Annotated in this window: 20 protein-coding genes; 13 read left to right on the top strand and 7 right to left on the bottom strand. The window is 33.5% G+C overall.

Annotated elements, in window-relative coordinates:
- Positions 1-3: 3 nt before the first annotated feature.
- Positions 4-789 carry an MBL fold metallo-hydrolase gene (locus ABH955_RS15920; protein WP_404491341.1) on the bottom strand — a complete coding sequence of 262 codons (786 nt, stop codon included), beginning with the start codon at positions 787-789 and terminating at the stop codon, positions 4-6.
- Between the two features lie 220 nt (positions 790-1,009).
- Here ABH955_RS15920 and ABH955_RS15925 point away from each other — a divergent pair, with 220 nt between their 5' ends.
- Positions 1,010-1,774, top strand: a complete 765-nt coding sequence (locus tag ABH955_RS15925; protein ID WP_002141210.1) for a DUF2087 domain-containing protein — start codon at positions 1,010-1,012, stop codon at positions 1,772-1,774.
- 99 nt (positions 1,775-1,873) lie between these two features.
- Positions 1,874-3,283, top strand: coding sequence for an MATE family efflux transporter (locus ABH955_RS15930; protein ID WP_404444582.1), 1,410 nt, complete (start codon positions 1,874-1,876; stop codon positions 3,281-3,283).
- 53 nt (positions 3,284-3,336) lie between these two features.
- Here the strand turns inward: ABH955_RS15930 and ABH955_RS15935 are convergent, their stop codons facing one another.
- Positions 3,337-4,035 carry a peptidase E gene (locus ABH955_RS15935; RefSeq protein ID WP_002064712.1) on the bottom strand — a complete coding sequence of 233 codons (699 nt, stop codon included), beginning with the start codon at positions 4,033-4,035 and terminating at the stop codon, positions 3,337-3,339.
- 542 nt (positions 4,036-4,577) lie between these two features.
- Here ABH955_RS15935 and ABH955_RS15940 point away from each other — a divergent pair.
- From ABH955_RS15940 to ABH955_RS15965, 6 genes are all read left to right on the top strand, one after another.
- Positions 4,578-4,976, top strand: coding sequence for a DUF3942 family protein (locus tag ABH955_RS15940; protein WP_404491342.1), 399 nt, complete (start codon positions 4,578-4,580; stop codon positions 4,974-4,976).
- Between the two features lie 125 nt (positions 4,977-5,101).
- Positions 5,102-5,518 carry a BlaI/MecI/CopY family transcriptional regulator gene (locus ABH955_RS15945; protein ID WP_201038484.1) on the top strand — a complete coding sequence of 139 codons (417 nt, stop codon included), beginning with the start codon at positions 5,102-5,104 and terminating at the stop codon, positions 5,516-5,518.
- A 1-nt stretch (position 5,519) separates the two neighbouring features.
- Entirely contained in the window at positions 5,520-6,332 is an 813-nt protein-coding gene (locus tag ABH955_RS15950) for a M56 family metallopeptidase (protein ID WP_002012264.1), read from the top strand.
- Positions 6,333-6,386: 54 nt separating this feature from the next.
- The gene (ccdA, locus tag ABH955_RS15955) at positions 6,387-7,100 is read left to right on the top strand and encodes a cytochrome c-type biogenesis protein CcdA (protein WP_002012263.1); all 714 of its coding nucleotides are present in this window, start codon (positions 6,387-6,389) and stop codon (positions 7,098-7,100) included.
- A gap of 18 nt (positions 7,101-7,118) precedes the next feature.
- Positions 7,119-7,673 carry a TlpA family protein disulfide reductase gene (locus ABH955_RS15960; RefSeq protein ID WP_002031090.1) on the top strand — a complete coding sequence of 185 codons (555 nt, stop codon included), beginning with the start codon at positions 7,119-7,121 and terminating at the stop codon, positions 7,671-7,673.
- A gap of 14 nt (positions 7,674-7,687) precedes the next feature.
- A complete protein-coding gene (locus ABH955_RS15965; RefSeq protein WP_002012261.1) occupies positions 7,688-8,371 on the top strand; it encodes a prolipoprotein diacylglyceryl transferase family protein in 684 nt (227 codons plus the stop codon).
- Between the two features lie 48 nt (positions 8,372-8,419).
- On the opposite strand, the gene ABH955_RS15970 is transcribed toward ABH955_RS15965, so the two are convergent.
- Positions 8,420-8,965 (bottom strand): helix-turn-helix domain-containing protein, encoded by a 546-nt coding sequence (locus ABH955_RS15970; protein WP_404491344.1) that lies wholly within the window; start codon positions 8,963-8,965, stop codon positions 8,420-8,422.
- A 149-nt stretch (positions 8,966-9,114) separates the two neighbouring features.
- Between ABH955_RS15970 and ABH955_RS15975 the strand changes: the two genes are divergently transcribed.
- The gene (locus ABH955_RS15975) at positions 9,115-10,452 is read left to right on the top strand and encodes a D-serine ammonia-lyase (RefSeq protein WP_404491345.1); all 1,338 of its coding nucleotides are present in this window, start codon (positions 9,115-9,117) and stop codon (positions 10,450-10,452) included.
- Between the two features lie 153 nt (positions 10,453-10,605).
- Complete coding sequence (locus tag ABH955_RS15980) at positions 10,606-11,853, top strand: DUF445 domain-containing protein (protein ID WP_219301952.1); 1,248 nt, start codon at positions 10,606-10,608, stop codon at positions 11,851-11,853.
- Between the two features lie 30 nt (positions 11,854-11,883).
- On the opposite strand, the gene exsE is transcribed toward ABH955_RS15980, so the two are convergent.
- From exsE to ABH955_RS16000, 4 genes are read right to left on the bottom strand one after another with little or no spacing between them, the layout of a single operon-like run.
- Positions 11,884-12,840: an exosporium protein ExsE gene (gene exsE / locus ABH955_RS15985; protein WP_404491346.1), complete on the bottom strand. Its 957-nt coding sequence runs from the start codon at positions 12,838-12,840 to the stop codon at positions 11,884-11,886.
- A complete protein-coding gene (locus ABH955_RS15990; RefSeq protein ID WP_016119984.1) occupies positions 12,837-13,907 on the bottom strand; it encodes a hypothetical protein in 1,071 nt (356 codons plus the stop codon). Before ABH955_RS15990 ends, exsE begins: the two co-directional genes overlap by 4 nt.
- On the bottom strand, positions 13,900-14,343 hold the full coding sequence (locus ABH955_RS15995; RefSeq protein ID WP_002126705.1) for a hypothetical protein: 444 nt from the start codon (positions 14,341-14,343) through the stop codon (positions 13,900-13,902). The genes ABH955_RS15990 and ABH955_RS15995 overlap by 8 nt, the downstream gene beginning before the upstream one ends.
- Complete coding sequence (locus ABH955_RS16000) at positions 14,340-14,885, bottom strand: RNA polymerase sigma factor (RefSeq protein WP_404491398.1); 546 nt, start codon at positions 14,883-14,885, stop codon at positions 14,340-14,342. Before ABH955_RS16000 ends, ABH955_RS15995 begins: the two co-directional genes overlap by 4 nt.
- A 219-nt stretch (positions 14,886-15,104) precedes the next feature.
- On the opposite strand from ABH955_RS16000, the gene ABH955_RS16005 reads away from it, so the two are divergent.
- The 3 genes from ABH955_RS16005 to ABH955_RS16015 all read left to right on the top strand — a co-directional run bounded on the left by ABH955_RS16005 (position 15,105) and on the right by ABH955_RS16015 (position 18,075).
- On the top strand, positions 15,105-15,743 hold the full coding sequence (locus tag ABH955_RS16005) for a response regulator transcription factor (RefSeq protein ID WP_002012250.1): 639 nt from the start codon (positions 15,105-15,107) through the stop codon (positions 15,741-15,743).
- A gap of 4 nt (positions 15,744-15,747) precedes the next feature.
- The gene (locus tag ABH955_RS16010; protein ID WP_404456197.1) at positions 15,748-16,848 is read left to right on the top strand and encodes a sensor histidine kinase; all 1,101 of its coding nucleotides are present in this window, start codon (positions 15,748-15,750) and stop codon (positions 16,846-16,848) included.
- Between the two features lie 288 nt (positions 16,849-17,136).
- Positions 17,137-18,075, top strand: coding sequence for an ABC transporter ATP-binding protein (locus ABH955_RS16015; RefSeq protein ID WP_404444560.1), 939 nt, complete (start codon positions 17,137-17,139; stop codon positions 18,073-18,075).
- Positions 18,076-18,082: the final 7 nt, after the last annotated feature.

Below are 18,082 nucleotides of genomic sequence, written 5' to 3' on the forward strand. Positions count from 1 at the left end.
TAGTTAAAATTGAATACTGAAGTTTTGGAATGAGTGAATGTTGGTTCCATGTTGAACGAGTTTGTTATCACTTAAATATTGAATAGCGTATTTTACTTCTTTCAATATAGTAGGAGAAAGACCAAGTGTATGATGTGAACCGTAAATTTGTTTAATAGGAGAGAAGTTTGTAATTTTGTTTAGAGACTGAACTAAGTCTACAGGATTTGTCGAAGGATAAAACGCAAAAATCGTTCCTTCATAAAGTAAATCCCCTGTGAATAAAAACGCAGTTTCATAATCGTATATACAAATATATCCTGGTGAGTGAACTGGAGTATGTATAATTTGAATTTTCCTATTTCCGATATCAATAATGTCTCCATCCTGTAGTAATTTTGTTGGTGTTCCTTGAAATGGATTGAATGTTTCAGGTTGAAATGTTTTAGGTGTAGGTTTAGTAATGTCACGAGCGATGTCGTGCCTAATTTGAGTAATAGGAAGTCCTTTTATGCCGTTAATGAGCCAATCTTCTTCTAAAGCATGTACATAGATTTCTTCATATTGTGAGTGACTACCGATATGATCCCAATGAACGTGTGTTGTGACAACTGTAATTGGTAAGTTTGTTAGTTGGTCCGTTATACGTTTCATCTTATCGATACCTAGTCCAGTATCGATAAGGAGTGCGGTGGTATCGCCTACAAGTAAGAAGGAATGTACTTTCTCCCAATGTTCATATTCACTAATCGCATATGTATTTCGAGCGATTTGTTTAACAGTAAACCAAGGGTCGTGCAAAATAGTCATGTTTTGTTTCACATCCTAAATTCATTTATTAAACACATTCGCTTTTCGTTGCTTTAAGTCCTTTTTTAATTTGTTTAATAGATTTTTTTATAAAAGTTTATAAAATGGGTAAACGGAACGTTGAAATGTTTGTTTGTGTTATGTTAAGATGGTGAAGTGGTAATAAACGTTATTGTGATTTGTTTAGTTTTTGAATAAACGTTTTGAAGGAGTGTTTAGTGTGAGTGATATTTCAGAGAAGTTTTGGGATGCATCGGTTGAGGAATTGAAGAAAGGGTATGTGTTTGAAGCGGAAGCAGAGGAATATATTTGTTTAGCTTGTGGAGAAGCGTTTATTAAGGGGGTTATTTATCAAGATAATCAAGTTTTGTATGAAGCAGAGAAGTTTGTGCAATTGCATGTGCAAAATGAACATACGTCTATGTTTGATTATTTATTAAATCTTGATAAGAAGTATACGGGTTTAACGGATTTGCAAAAGAAAATGGTTCAGTTTTTCCATATGGGGCTAAATGATAAAGAGATTGTAAAAGAGATGGATGGCGGAAGTACATCAACCATTCGTAATCATCGATTTACACTTCGAGAAAAAATGAAGCAAGCGAAAGTGTTTTTAGCGTTAATGGAACTGTCAGAAAAAAAATCAAAAGTACAAACGAAATTTGTACCCATTCATAGAACAGCAACGATGGTGGATGATCGCTACAATATTACGGAAGAAGAAAATGAGGAAGTATTAAAAGCACATTTTACAGAAGGATTAGATGGACCGCTTTCTAAATTTCCGAAAAAGCAAAAGCGTAAATTAATTATATTACGCCATTTAGTGACGAAGTTTGATAGTAATAAAAAGTACAATGAAAAAGAAGTAAATACTGTCATAGAAAGTGTATACCCGGATTTTGTAACTTTAAGAAGATATTTAATCGAATATGGGTTTTTAGATAGAACAGCTGATGGAAGCCAATACTGGGTGAAGTTATAATAATACGGAAAAGAAAATGAATGGAAGCACATCGTTATAACAACTATACAAAGAGATAGAAGTTGAAAAACAGATTTTTAGTAAAAGGAGAAATGAAATTTGAAACCACCTACAAATAACAATAAAGAAGGTGTAGAGTCACAGAAGTCAGAAACGGAACATAAGCCGATATGGAAATCGATGTCCATGTTTTTAGTGCCGTTACTTTTAAGTAATGTATTACAGTCAGTTGGACAGTTATTTGGAATGGTAGTAGTAGGAAGATGGCTTGGCGTAAATGATCTAGCAGCTATATCGGCATTTTTCCCGTTATTTTTCCTACTCGTTTCATTTGTAATTGGAATTGGTTCTGGTAGTTCAATTTTAATTGGTCAGGCATTTGGTGCTAAAAATGAGGAGCGCTTAAAAGCTATCGTTGGTACGACGCTTACGTTTACTTTTATTATCGGAGTCGTGTTGGCGATAATAGGTAGTATTTTTGCGATGGATATTATGCGTCTTATGGGAACGCCAGAAAATATTATTGAAATAAGTGTGCATTACGCAAGAATTTTATTTATATCTATGCCAGTATTATTTTTATATTTTGCATACACAACATTTATGAGAGGTACAGGAGATTCAAAAACGCCATTTTACTTTTTAATCGTAAGTACAGCGCTAAATATGATTTTATTACCAATTCTTATTTTTGGCTGGTTAGGAGCTCCGAAATTAGATGTTTACGGAGCAGCCTATGCTTCAGTTATATCTACAGTTATTACGTTTATTGTCATGCTAGTGTATTTAAAGAAGAAAAATCATCCACTACAATTAGACGGGACAGTAAGAAAATATCTTCGTATGGACTGGGAGTTATTAAAATTATTGTTACGCCTCGGTATTCCAGCGAGTATTAATATGATATTAGTTTCATTATCAGAGATCGCGGTAATCGCATTTGTAAATCGGTACGGTTCAGATGCAACAGCGGCGTATGGTGTTGTGAACCAAGTTGCAAGTTATGTACAAATGCCAGCGGTTAGCCTCGGTATTACGGTATCAATTTTTGCAGCGCAATCAATTGGTGCGAACCAATTTGATCGATTGCAGAAAGTTGTTAAGGCCGGAATTATTATGAATTATATAATTGGTGGTGTATTAATATCTCTTATTTACTTGTTCTCAAGAGATATTTTAGCACTATTTTTAACAAGTCAAAATACAATTGACATTGCTCATAGTCTAATCATGATTACATTATGGAGCTACTTAATTTTCGGTCATGCACAAATTATTAGTGCGACAATGCGAGCAAGTGGTACTGTACTATGGCCAACTGTAATCAGTGTTGTATCAATTTGGCTTGTTGAAGTACCTGTGGCGTATTATCTTTCTTACCATACGAGCCTTGGAATAGAAGGGATATGGATTGGGTATCCAGCTGCATTCATCGTCAGCTTAATATTACAGTATGCATATTATAAGCTTTCATGGCAGAAGAAACGAATTACACGATTAGTGAGTTAAAAGATGAAAATGTCCCTAAGTCATTATACTTAGGGACATTTTTTTATGAATGCTTATAAATAACTTTTTAAAGTTATGTCAAAATGTTGTCTAATGAGTTCTCCATTATTCATATAAAACTCCCAAGCTGTATCTGGCTCACCGATAATTTCAAATGAACCTTCTGTAATATATAAAGCGCAATTATCTTCTAATGCAATACCTTCTATATTACCTTGGTGAGTTTGTAAAAACGTATGGAAGGCATTCATTCTATTTAATTGATTGTAATGGGGGCAAAATCTTTTGTTAACAATACCCCAGCCACTACTTTCTATATAACCGGAACCTTCATAATCTGAACGAATGCTAGATGTGAACCAGCACATAGCACCGGCACTATATCCTGCAATAAGTGTTCCACGTTTTAAAGCAAATAGTAACTTTTCATCTAGTTTATGTTCTTTCCATTGTTCAAGCATGTGAACGTAATTTCCACCGCCAAGGTAAATTAAATCGGCAGAATGAATCATCTCATCTATTTCATATTTAGTAGGTGTTTCGGTTGAAATGCGTAAAATTTGAACCTCACAATGTAATTGCTTTTCAAATGTTTCTAAAAATAACTTTATATATCCTTCATCATCACGACTAGCTGTAGGAATGAATAATACTTTTGGGTATTGTTTATTCGTTAATTCTATAAGTCGTTCATTAATATGCAAGTGATTTGGATCTTGTAAATCACCGCCACCAATGACAGCTAATTTCATAGTAAAGCACCACCTAATAATATTTGTTATGTAAAAATTCGATAGTGGGGAGTTACATTCCTTCTGTGATTTAATGAATAAGGGGAAATAAAGCAAACAATATACTGAAATAGCATGAGATATCGTTAGCTGTAGATAGAAAGGAATTAGAAGCAGTTTATCCCGCTATTTGCGGGCAGTAAACTCACGCCTCAAAATTCAACTGGAGCAAAGCAGTTAGGTGGGAGCCCTGCTGCCCGTAAACGCCCGATTGGTGAAGGCTAATAATCAGTGGGGGATGAACAAAACCCCCACTGATTAAAGTTTCACTTTATTGATATATAATACTGGATAATATTGTTTCAAAGTATGGAAACAATATGTTTAAATGAATATAACGACGTACTAATGAATATTGAAAGAGTATTTATATTAAAAAGTACGGGGAATACCAGAAGTTTTACAAAAATGTTTTTTACTTTTTATAGGAACTTATTCTATAATATGGTAAAATTATATCGATATATTTATTAGCGTAAACTGAAAAGAGGGAGCGTGAAAGAGTGGATTTTCGATTTGAGTTCGCAGCGAAGGTGAAAGAATATTTAGACGGTGAAAAAGATGAAAAAATAATAAAAGATGGACATAGAGATATAATTTATAAATATTTATATCCGTTAGAGAGTGAAATTGGAATTTTTAAAAATCCTAACTTTACTTTTTTTGCATCAGGAAGACGTTCACATATAGTATTAGAAAATATTGAATTTAAAACAGAAGTAAACGTAGAAAGTAATGTAATTGAAATTACAAAAATAGTGGATAATGTGGTGATTCCATTAGATACTATCGTAGCGAAAGATCGGGAATTATTTGCACTTGGGCGTAATGAGAAATTTAGTGTGCAAATATTAGAATATTATCTCTATGATACATTTGGAGAGAAGTTAGGTTTACAATGAATCGAACGTGGTACAGATAACTAATTAGTGGAGATTAGGATTCATTTAAGTATCAGTTAATATCATTTATGTTTGACCTTCTATATATTTTATACTACAATCTGTAGTGTGAAAGGGGGCATACGATGTTTACTCAAAACTACAAGTTAAATGAGCAAGGGTTAAATCACTTTTTCGGACCGCTTGAAGCGAAAATAATGGAGATTGTTTGGGCTACTGAGGGTATTACCATTAAAGATGTGCAACAGAAATTAAGTGAAGAATCCCCGGTGAATTTTAATACTGTAATGACAGTTATGAACAGATTAGTAGAGAAAGCACATTTAGAAAAGCATATTGTGAAAAGAAGTGGTATGTATCGTACTACACAAACGAAGGAAGAATTTTTATCTAATCAAACGAAGAAAATGACACAGGAATTAATGGGTGAATTTGGAGATCTTGTTGTGAACCATATGATAGATGAGTTAGAACAAGCTGATCCATATTTAATAAAAAAATTAGAAGAGAAATTAAGTCAGCTAAAAAAAGAGGACCGATAAAATGAAGTGGCAAATGCGTAAAATCGTTTTGTTAGCAGTGACTATTAGTGTGCTTTTTTTAAGCATGTTAGTATACTACGTTACATACCCATTTCTTTTTCAAAATAAAGCATTTTTCCTTTCGCAATTTTGTTTATTTGAATTACAAAAACATATGAGGGAACTATCAATACTTCGTATAATGATAGCCGGATTACTGTTATTTACTGTAATCATTATGAGTAAAAGAATTTGGAAGCAGTTTTTTTATAGTAAAAGATTGAAAAGAAATCTCGTGTCTATTACTAGAAAAGGAAAGCAAGTGTACGTATTATCAACGTTACAGATTACGGCATTTACAATTGGATTATTTCGACCGAAAATTGTCATTTCAGAAGGAATGTTTCAGGCATTTTCTGAGGAAGAAATTGATGCGATTGTATTACATGAGGAATATCATCAAAAAAATCGAGATCCATTAAAGTTATTTTTCTTTACATTGTTAGCTGAGGGAATGATGTATATTCCTATATTAAAAGGGATGTTGCAGCGTTATCATGTATATCAAGAGCTATCAGCAGATAAATATGCGATGCAAAAAATGAAATCTTCATTTGAGCTAGGTAGTGCATTATTAAAGTTAATTAAAATAAAGACGATGGAAAATCAATGTATTACAGCGTCGTTTGCGAAAACCGCAATTAATTTACGAATTGAGCAAGTGTTGAATGAGAAAGTTGTTAAGCTGAATATGCCATTACATACAAATTCAGTATATGTAACGTTAGGGCTATTTTGTATGTCGATTGTACTTATTGTCGGAGAGTGCATATAGCCTCTTTTTTTAATAATTAACACTACGCATTGTAGTGTGTTTAGGAGGGATAAAATGAATGCGGCGGATTTAACAATTTGGCTAGTAGTAGGGGCTGGGATACTTTCATTTATATCACCATGTTCTTTACCGCTATATCCATCTTATTTATCATATATTACAGGTGTGTCTATTCAAGATTTAAAAGAAAATCGTGGGATTATGCAAAAGTCAGCGATTATACATACAGTATTTTTTATGATCGGTTTCTCGGTTATATTTTATGCGTTAGGTTTATCGGTGAGTTGGATTGGGATTACTTTTTCATCTAATCAAAGATTGATTCAGCAAATTGGTGGGGTTTTTATTGTTTTGATGGGGTTATTTATGACTGGATTGTTTCAGCCTAAGTGGCTTATGGCAGAGAAAAAAGTGCAGTATAGAAGTAAATCGACAGGATATATTCGCTCAATTTTGGTCGGCATGACATATGCAGCAGGATGGACACCGTGTGTTGGTCCGATATTTTCTGCAGTGCTTATGCTCGGGGCGACCAATCCTGAAAGTGCGCTTCTTTATATTACGGCATATACTCTTGGCTTTGCAGTTCCGTTTTTCGTGATGGCATTTTTTATTGGAAAGGTAAGATGGATTGTTACTTATGCCAATGTCATGATGAAAATCGGCGGTGGAATGATGATTTTAACAGGGGTTTTATTATATACAAATCAAATGACGAAAATTACAGCGTTCTTTATTCGTCTATTCGGCGGATTTACGGGATTTTAGAAATGAGGAGGAAGAAAAGTGAAGAAACTAATTGCTATTATACTAGCTGGGGCACTAATTTGGGCCGGAGTTAACTTTTATAATACTAAGAAAGAAGAAAAAGAAAGAAAAGCGAAACAAGCGGAGTTACAAGAGAAGGAAGTATTACCACAAGTGGGATTTAAAGCGCCGAACATAACATTAAAAGGATTAGATGGGAAGCTTTATTCGTTAAATGATGCAAAGGGAAAACCATATGTTATTAATTTTTGGGCATCATGGTGTGGTCCATGTGAAATGGAGGCTCCTGATCTAGTTCGTTTGTATGATAAATATAAGGAGGATGTTGAAATCTTTGCGGTAAATGCAACAATCGGGGATCCAGTACAAGAAGCGAGCGCATTTGCAGATCGTCACGGATTTAAATTTCCTGTTCTATTAGATATGGACGGAGTAGCTGGAATAGATTATAAAGTATTTTCTTTACCAACGACATTTTTTGTTAATAAAGATGGAATTATTGTAGATCATGCACGAGGTGTATTACCTCCAGATCAATTAGAAGAGAAGTTTAAGAAAATAATTGAGAATTAAGAGGGGATTTCATAGTGATGGAGTGGATGGTGAGGTTACAACCCGTTTCTCTTATAATAGGAAGTTTATTTGGATTTACTCTAATGAAACTAAGGATGAAAAAGCAAAATATTCAATATGAAAAAATGATGGATGCAGTAACGAATGGCTTTCTTATCATTGTATTAGTATGGAAATTCGCACCGGCAATTTTAAATCCGGTATGGGCCATTGGGGCGCCAATGCCAGCATTATTAGCTGTAGGAAGTATTCAGCATATTATAGTAGGGTGTGTAATTGCGAGTATATATATTGTTTGGAAAAGTAAAAAAGAGCAATTTTCTCTTCGGATTTTACTTGATACATTACCTTTTGGATTTTGCGTGAGTATAATCTTTTATTTTATATTCCATCAAGAAGTAGGTGCACAAACGACACTGCCGTGGGGGATGAAAATATATGAATCAAAATTTTTGTATCATCCTATTTTCATGTATGAGATTATACTCGCACTCGGTATAATTGGCTTGTTATGGATTAAAAATGAAAGATTAGGAAATGGAAAGAATATAAGCTTTTTTCTAATTTGCGAGGGAATTGCTCATATCATTATTTCACTTATTAGTGAACAAAATTCAGTTCTATTTGGTCTTTCAATACAGCAAATACTCAGTTTTTTTGTTATTAGTTTAGGGATTTTGCTAGTACCAAAAAAATAAAAGTAGCCATGCACGGAGAGCATGGCTATTTTTGTATCATCATATGAATTAAAAAATCGGCGGAGTAACAGAAAATAAAACAATCGCATTTTTCTCGAATTGATTTACCCATTTATGTTTTAAATAAGCTGGTATTTTTACGCTATCACCAGTTTCTAATGTGTATTCTTCTTCATTTAAGTGCAATGTGATTTTTCCGTCTAATACAAATGCTAATTCTTCACCTTTATGTTCTAGAACATTTTCTGATGAAGCAGTATTTGGTGGGATAGTCATAATTACTGTTGCTAAATTTCCTGTGAAATCAGGTGATAACAATTCATATGATAAATTATCGATAATCATTTTTTTTCTTTTATGAGAACGTACAATTAAATCGTCTGTATTATTTTCTTCAAGTAAAAAACTAAATGTTGGAACATCAAGAGCTTTTGCAAGTACCTTTAATGTTTGAATAGAAGGGTTAGCAGAACCACGTTCAATTTGACTAAGCATTGATGGTGTGATTTCGGCCATCTTTGCTAATTCTTTACTAGTTAATCCTTTTTCTTTTCTTTGTTTTTCAATCTTTTTACCAATATCTATATTTTCCATAATAAATGCTCCTTAATAATTATTAAATTATATTTAAATAAATTAAATTAAAATTAACTAAAATGAATTATTTATGTTAAACTATATTAAAATTAATTTAATTATAATTTATTATATGGCTAGCTACAAGGATATGAGGAGGAAGAGGAATGAAGGAGATAGAGGCATTAAAAGAGCAATATCCACTAGTAAATAACTTAATCGCAACAGAAGAAGTATTTTGGATAAACCCGAATATGGAAAAGTATGAAACAGCAATAAAAAATTCGCCACTTAATGAAGAACATGTAAAAGACGCGGAAGAGAGATTAAAGCGTTTTGCACCATATGTTGCGAAAGTATTTCCTGAAACGAAGGAAACAGGCGGTATTATAGAATCACCTTTAGTGAAAATACCTTCTATGAAACAATCTTTAGAGAAAAGTTATGGGCAACCTATTTTAGGGGAATTACTATTAAAATGTGATAGCGGGCTTCCGATATCAGGATCAATAAAAGCTAGAGGCGGAATATACGAAGTGCTGAAACATGCAGAGCGACTGGCACTTCAGCATGGAATGTTAACAGAGAAAGATGATTATTCAATTTTAGATAGTGATAGATTTAGAGGTTTTTTTGCGAAGCATTCAATTGCAGTAGGTTCTACTGGAAATTTAGGGCTTAGCATCGGTATTATGAGTGCGAAATTAGGTTTCAATGTGACAGTCCATATGTCAGCAGACGCAAAACAATGGAAAAAAGATTTATTAAGAAGTAAAGGTGTAAACGTTATTGAATATGAAGCTGATTATAGTAAAGCAGTAGAAGAAGGAAGACTGCAAGCAGATGCAGATCCTAGCTGTTATTTTGTTGATGATGAAAACTCACATGATTTATTTTTAGGATACGCAGTAGCAGCGTCACGTTTACAAAAACAATTAGAAGAGTTAGAAATTGTAGTAGATGAAGAGCACCCTTTATTCGTTTATCTTCCGTGCGGGGTAGGTGGCGGGCCTGGCGGAGTAGCATTTGGTTTAAAGTTATTGTACAAAGACAATGTGCACTGTTTCTTTGCGGAGCCTACGCACTCTCCGTGTATGTTACTCGGTTTAATGACAGGGCTTCACGATAAAATTGCCGTTCAAGATATCGGGATTGACAATGTAACTGATGCGGATGGGCTTGCAGTAGGAAGACCATCTGGATTTGTCGGTAAAACGATGGAACCATTTTTGAGTGGAAATTACACAGTAAGTGATGAGGAGTTATATAGATTATTAAAAGAACTGGCTGATACTGAAAATATTTATTTAGAGCCTTCTGCATTAGCGGGTATGATAGGGCCGTTGAATGTATGTAAAGCTGAAAATGAGTATTTACAAAAACAACAGTTAACAGAGAAGGTGAAGAAAGGTACTCATATTGTGTGGGGAACTGGTGGGAGTATGGTTCCGGAAGACGTGATGAATGGGTATTATAAGAAAGGTTTGGAATTAAAGTTAAAATAAAAATGAGGCTATTTACAGCCTCATTTTTTTCATGTACATAAAATTCTTTGTTATTTTCGCACTAGTTCTTTATAGTATAGATATAAAGGATTGCTAATATCGAATAAAAATAACAAAAAGCTTTATTTTACATAATAAGAGGATGTGTATACGATGTCATTACAGACTAAATATATAGCGGGTATTTCGCTTGGGGTTATGGGCGTAGGTTTTGCGGCTTCCATCCCTTTTCAAGGAACGGTAGCTGGGGAGATTATTCAAGGGGGATTTGAAGCTGGGTTAGTTGGTGGACTTGCGGATTGGTTTGCGGTTACAGCTTTATTCCGTCATCCGTTGGGAATTCCAATTCCACATACAGCATTATTACCTAAAAATCGGAAACGGGTAACAAAGGGTCTCGTTTCTACGTTAGAAAATGAATGGCTGACGAAAGAAAGTATTACAAGTAAAGTAAAAGAAATGCAGCTAGCACAAATGGTACTGCAAATTGCTGAGAAAGAGTTACAGTCTGACGCTGTGAAAAAAGGAATTGTAACAATTGCTGAGAAAGCGATTCTTCAAATAGATACGGAAAAATTAGCAGTTATTATTGAAAAAGAATTAAAAACGTATTTGCATACAATTAACACAAGTAACATATTACAAGTTCTCGTGGATCAATTAGTAGTGCAAGAATATGATGAAAAAACACTTGATTACATATTAGTAAAAGTGAAAGATTGGACAGCTCAAGATGAAGCACGTTATCAGCTCGGAAGCTTAGGCATGAAGGCGATGGAAAACATAAAAGTAGATGGATTCCTACAGTTTACTTTGAAATCGTTTATGAATATTGTTGATGAGGATAAAATCGGCGGCATTTTGCAGAAGTTTATCATTAGCAATATTAACAGCTTACAAGATGCAGATAATAGCACAAGACAACTTATATTAGCGAAAATTCGTCAAGAGATTATAAATGTAAAAGAAAATGAATCTTTATTACAGGAATTAGAGAATTGGAAAGAAAAATGGATTGCAAATTGGGATGCTACAGACAAAATAAAAGAAATGCTAGAGCAAGTACAGAGTAGGGCAGTTACCTTTGTGAAGAATGAAGAATTTGCTGATAAATATGTTGTTCCATTCTTACAAACACAAATGAATAAAATAAAAGAAGACGAACTGACTGTTCAAAAAATAGAAGATTGGTTACAAAAACAAGTTGTTACTATTGTTGAAAAGAATCATTCGAAAATTGGAAAGCTTGTGCAAGAAAACCTTGATAAGTTAGATGATAAAACATTAATCGAAATGATTGAAAATAATGTCGGTAAAGATTTGCAGTGGATTCGTGTGAACGGGGCTGTTTGTGGTTTTATGATTGGATTAATTTTAGAAGGAATAAAAGCGATTATATGAGAAAAACCTTCCACAATTGTGGAAGGTTTTTTATTTTTCGATAACGCTCATATTTAAATTATAAGCTTTCTCAATATTTAATTTGTACGTTCCATTTCCTGTTTTTATCGAGTTTTTATACCAATGTTCTTGCCCATTTAATTCTGGATTTTCTTCTGAAGAATTATTTTCTTTTTTCGCTAAATCTTCTACTTGTTCCCAAGGTGTGTTTCCGTGAGTTTCTTTTTGATTTGTTACGGCTGTTAAAGAAACATCACTTTCTTTAGCTAAATGAACAGATACGTTTGAACTGTTTTGTACAAACCAATTATTTTGTAATTGACCTGGATAAAGAGATAGTTCGTTATTTGAAGCGCGGATCTCTACATTTTTATTTTGCGGAAGAACGAGTGTTTGTTTCACCTGTGGTGCTGAGTTAAATAACGTATGCTGAACCGGTAATGGTTTTAACGTTATATACATCGTTTCTCCAGCCGTTTGAACTGAAAGGAAATCATCTCTTTTTAAATTAGGTTTTTCATTTGTTTTTGTCGTCATTTCATATGTTCCAAAAAGATGAATTTGATTTGTATTATCACCCTCTATCGTTAGAGGGTGATGCCCCGCATCCACTACGATTTTTTTGATAGATTCAGGTATATCAAGTTGTCCGTCTGGAATATTACTCGTTTGTCTAGTTGTGTTAATAGAATGACGAACTTCTTCTAGCAATCCAGTTGATAATAAGCAGTAAAAAGCAATTCCAACACTTCCTAAAACTCCGATAAAGAAAATACTAAAAATATCATATTTAATAAATGAATGTTCCTTCTTAGAAAATAGAAGGTATAGTAAAATTTCAGCGCCAAGTATGATAAGTAAAACAGGCCACCAGGCTGTTAATGTATCTAATGCTTGAACTCCTTTTACGACTGAAAATAGTAAAAAGCAACCTAATGTAATAATGGAGAGCCCCATTGAGAATGTTCCAACGCGCCATGTTCTCATTCGTTTGTACCACCTTTGTTTTCTTTATTTCCAAGTAACAATTTAAAGCCGCCACCAATTAAAAGGAGAGCAACGATAGATGTTTGGAAATAGCGATAATATAGTTCGCTAAGATGAATATTAAATATAGTTGCAAAATAGTCATTCAAAATAGGAAGGACTGTTTGATCTAATAAATAATAACCACCGAGTGTAATTAACCCAATACCGATCCATCTTTGATGATTTATAAAATAGTCAATGATAGGTTCGTCATTTACACGTTCTTTTCCGTATTTTGCAGTTTGCTGTAACGCATCAAAAAAGCTATAGAACCAAATGATTGGTACTAAAAATAAAAACGCAGAAAGTCTTAATAAGTCGAGCAAATAAATAGATAGTAAAAAGGCTGCCATAAGCTGAAGACCACGGCGCTGTAAGCCTAAATACATATGTCCTGCTCCAGGAAACATTGCTAAAATGGAAGCGAATGTTTTATTTTTCTTTCCTTGTTCTCGGTGCTCTTCAAACTCTTCGAAAATAGTACGGTCATCTAGTTGCTCGCCGCGTTCTTTTTTCTGTAGTTGTTGAACAACATCAAAGAAGTTATAAATCCATAAAACAGGTAGCGTAATAAGGAAGATAAGAAAACTTTCTTGAGATGTTAAGAGTGCAACGAATATAATCATACTTCCTATTCCTGTACAAGCTACTAAAAATGTAAGTCCGCGTTGCATAAGTCCTAATTGAAAATGACCAAGCCCAGGAATGATTGATAGAAGAATGATATAAAATCGTTCGCTTTCTTTAGAGGACTCTGTAAATTCTCCGGCTGCTTGTTTTTTCGATTGATTAATAATAGTGATAACTAAATCTAATAAATTGATCGCCCATAACACGACTAGTAAAAATAGAGAAAGAAAAGCAATATCACGCGCTCCTAATGCTATTGTACAAAATGCTGCAAAGATAAATAGAAATAAAGCCCCGCCGCTATATAAAATAAATCGTCCGAATTTCTTTAAATATAAATGTCCAAGCCCAGGAATTAGCCCTAACACAAGTGCTAAAAAGGGATTTTTATTCATGCTTTGAACCTCCGTCCTTTTTTGATGTGTCTACCGATTTGTTTACAATTTGTTGTGAGATAGAAGACTCGTTATGTTTTGAAGATTTCTCGAAATTTGATGTCGCTGTGAAAATATACTGGAATAAACCACTTACCATAAAAATAATTGTAGCCGCAGTCGCAATTATGTAGTGAATAATTGTGCGCTTTAGTGAGTTTGTTTTTATATTTTCATTAGGCTGTAACGTTTCAAAATTAATTTGCGTCATAACTTCGTTCGTAAATGAATCATCATTTATCATTGGAAGGTTTTCGTGTTGTTCATCAATACTTTCCATATAAAGTGCTAAACAATGATCACATTCATAAAGATGTTCTTCCATAGATTCACGTTCATTGTTTGATATAACATCTAATGTATAATTGCGCCAATCTTCTTTTGAATAATGCATCATAGAAACTCTTCCTCCTTCCAATGTTTTTTAATCCATTTTCTTGCCCGATACAGTTTCATTTCGACTGTTTTCACTTCAATATTTTCTTGCAAAGCAATTTCTTGATAACTTTTTTCTTCTAAGTAATGTGCGAGAACGACGTCACGGTAATTGTCGGGAAGTTCTCGCAGTTTTTGAGCAATGAGTAATTTTTGCTCTTTCGTCAATAATAATGCCTCGATATTATGAGAGGATTTTATATTTTCCACAGTTTCTTTACATAAGGAGAGTTCTTCGTTTTCTCTAGCTTTTTTTCTCTTATAATCAATAGCGTGATTGGTGGCAATACGTGCCATCCACGTTTTTAATCCGCGAAATTGATAATTTGGGAGAGAGGCGTGAATTTTTACGAATACTTCTTGTGTAACATCTTTAGCATCTTCTTCATGTCTTAAAATGGAAAAGATAACTTGAAAAATATAATGACGATATGTTTGTACAAGGATACGAAAAGCATGTTCGCTTCCTTGCTGTGCTTTTGCAACTAATTGTTTTTCCTCAATCGGTCTCTCCCTCCTTTTTGACGCATTCTATTATATAGACGTAAGAAATGATAAGTCACCCTACACATGTTATAAAAAAAGAATAATATATTTTTAGCAGGAGGGCTATATGAAAAAGGTGTGAAAAAATGGTAAAGAGAAGTATATAATGAGCAAAGAGGAAATGCTACATGGAGAAAGGATGTGAATGTTAGTAGGATAAGGTCCATACTAACAAACATGAAAATTAAAATATTAATAGCCGATGATAATTCTTTTATAAGAGAAGGCATGAAAATTATTTTAAATACATATGAAGAGTTTGAAGTATTAGATACCGTAAATGATGGAAAAGAAGCTGTAGCGTATTGTAAAAAGTATGAAGTTGATATTGCGCTTTTAGATGTTCGTATGCCAAACATGAACGGGGTAGAGGCGACGAAGTTAATTTGTGAAGAGACAAAAACGAAGCCTCTCATTTTAACGACATTTGATGATGATGAATATATTTTGGACGCAGTAAAAAACGGAGCGAAAGGTTATTTATTAAAAAATAATGATCCGGAGCGTATTCGTGATGCGATAAAAGGAGTTTATAACGGTCAAACTGTTATGCAAGATGTAGTGCTTGATAAAATTAAGTCTAATTTAATGGAAAGTAAAGAGGAAGAATCTAAAATTGATAAGAGCCTTTTCACAGAAAGAGAGCTTAGTATTATCGCATTAATTGCGAAAGGTTTCTCAAATAAAGAAATTTCGAAGCAACTTTTCATATCTGAAGGAACGATTGCAAATTATATTACATCAGTTTTAGGGAAAACTGGACTAGAACATCGCACACAAATTGCGATTTATTACTTAACAGGGAAAGTAGATTAATGTTATGGAATTTTGGTTAACTGTAAGTAAACTTATTGTCTTTTTATATATAGTGTTTAGCTACATTCATTTAAATGTTACGAACTTACCGTGGATTATATTTACTTTGCTTTTATATCTTTCTGTAAACGTGTTGATCTCTATATTTAAAAAAGATACGTACAAAAACATATTAACTTGTGTGTCAATTGGCGTAGTTATGTTATTTACATGGAAGGTTCATCCGTTTTTTATTTTATTTTTACCTTTGAACTTATATGAAATTGCAAATTATTACATAAAAAAGAAATGGTTAATCTTTTTCATTATGATTCTTCCTATTATTTTTATAGGTGAAGGTATTCAAATGACGTATGGACTTATTAGTGCATTTTGTTTTTTTTCCTTAACGATAGCTCACCGCTATATAGCACGATTATTAAAACTAGAAATGCAAAATGATAAAATGAGAAAAGACATACAAAGACTTACGAAAAGCTTAAATGAAAATAAAGATTACATAAGGCAATCTGAATACACATTTAAATTAGAGGAAAGAAATCGATTATCTCAAGAAATTCATGATAAAATTGGTCACTCGATGACGGGTGCACTTATTCAAATGGAAGCAGCGAAGAGATTAATGGAAATAGATAAAGTGAAATCTGCTGAGTTATTACAAAATGCAATTCATATTTCAAAAGATGGCATTGAAAGCATTCGGATTACATTAAAAAATATGAAGCCACCAACAGAGCAAATTGGTATTCATCGTATGAAATTATTCATAGAGGAATTTGCTGGTAAGCATGATATAAATATTCCATTCGTATATAAAGGGAACTTAGATATGATTTCACCAATTCAGTGGAAGATTATTGGTGAAAATGTTATGGAGGCACTAACAAACGCGATGAAATATGCTGATGCGACAGTCATTTCAATAGATATTCATGTACTGAACAAGATGGTGAAAGTACAAGTGAAGGATAATGGTAAAGGTGCAGCTCTTGTTAAGAAAGGCCTCGGTATTATGGGGATGGAGGAGCGAACAGCATCAGTAAACGGAAAAATTATTGTAGATGGAACAAGTGGCTTTTCAGTAACGATGTTATTGCCGATATAAGAGGATGAGACGAGGATGAATCATCTCATATGAAAAAAGTGAATAATCTCATGTGAAAAGAGTGAACTTCTGCACTGAGCAGGTTCATTCTTTTTGTTTATAATAAAGTGAAACTTCAATCAGTGGGGGTTTTGTTTTTCACCGCTGATTGTTAGTTGAACCAATCGGGCATTTACAGGCAGCCCGACTCCCGCCTAACTTCTTTGCACCAGCTGAATTTTGAGGTGGGAGTCTTACTGACCGCAAATAGCGGGATAAAAGCAGAGAAACCGAAATAGGGGTGAAATGATGAACACATTGGAAATTAAAAATTTAACGAAAAAATTTGGTGATTTCATCGCGGTAGATAATATGTCTTTATCTATTAAAGAAGGAGAAATATTTGGCTTTTTAGGTTCGAATGGTGCTGGTAAGAGTACAACGATTAATATGATTGCTGGTTTGTTAAGAAGTAATGAAGGTGAAATCAGCATACTAGGAAAAAATATAAAGAAATATAATCGATTTGCGAAAATGAATATTGGTATCGTTCCGCAAGATATTGCGATTTATGAAGAGTTAACTGCCTATGAAAATGTGAAATTCTTTGCTGGATTGTATGGATTACGAGGAGCCGAGCTAAAAGCGAGAGTAGAGGAAGCACTTCAATTTGTAGGCCTTAGTGATAAACATAAAAGTTATCCGAAAAACTTTTCTGGCGGGATGAAACGAAGACTGAATATAGCTTGTGCAATCGCTCATAGACCGAAGTTAATTATTATGGATGAACCGACAGTTGGAATTGATCCGCAGTCAAGGAACTACATTCTTCAGTCTGTCCGAAAATTAAATGAAATGGGAAGTACGATTATTTATACGAGTCACTACATGGAAGAAGTAGAAGAGATTTGTACGAAAATAGCAATTGTCGATCACGGTAAAGTAATTGCAGAAGGAACGAAAGAACAGTTAAAAGCGATTATTACAGATACGAAAGATATTTGGATTGAAGTAAAGTCAGTAGAAAATTTAGATGTAGAAAATTTAAAAGAGATAAATGGTGTGAAAGCTGTTCAAATTGAAGAGAACGTAATCAAGGTAAACTCGGATGCAGGATTAAATAATTTAAATAAAATTATTCAGCATTTCATTAATCATGACATTGAAATTCGTTCGTTAGAGGAGCAGGCTCCGAACTTAGAAACTGTATTCCTTACGTTGACTGGGAGAAACTTACGAGATAAATAAAAGGTAA

This window comes from Bacillus sp. RC240, from assembly GCF_044907945.1.
Taxonomy (GTDB): domain Bacteria; phylum Bacillota; class Bacilli; order Bacillales; family Bacillaceae_G; genus Bacillus_A; species Bacillus_A mycoides.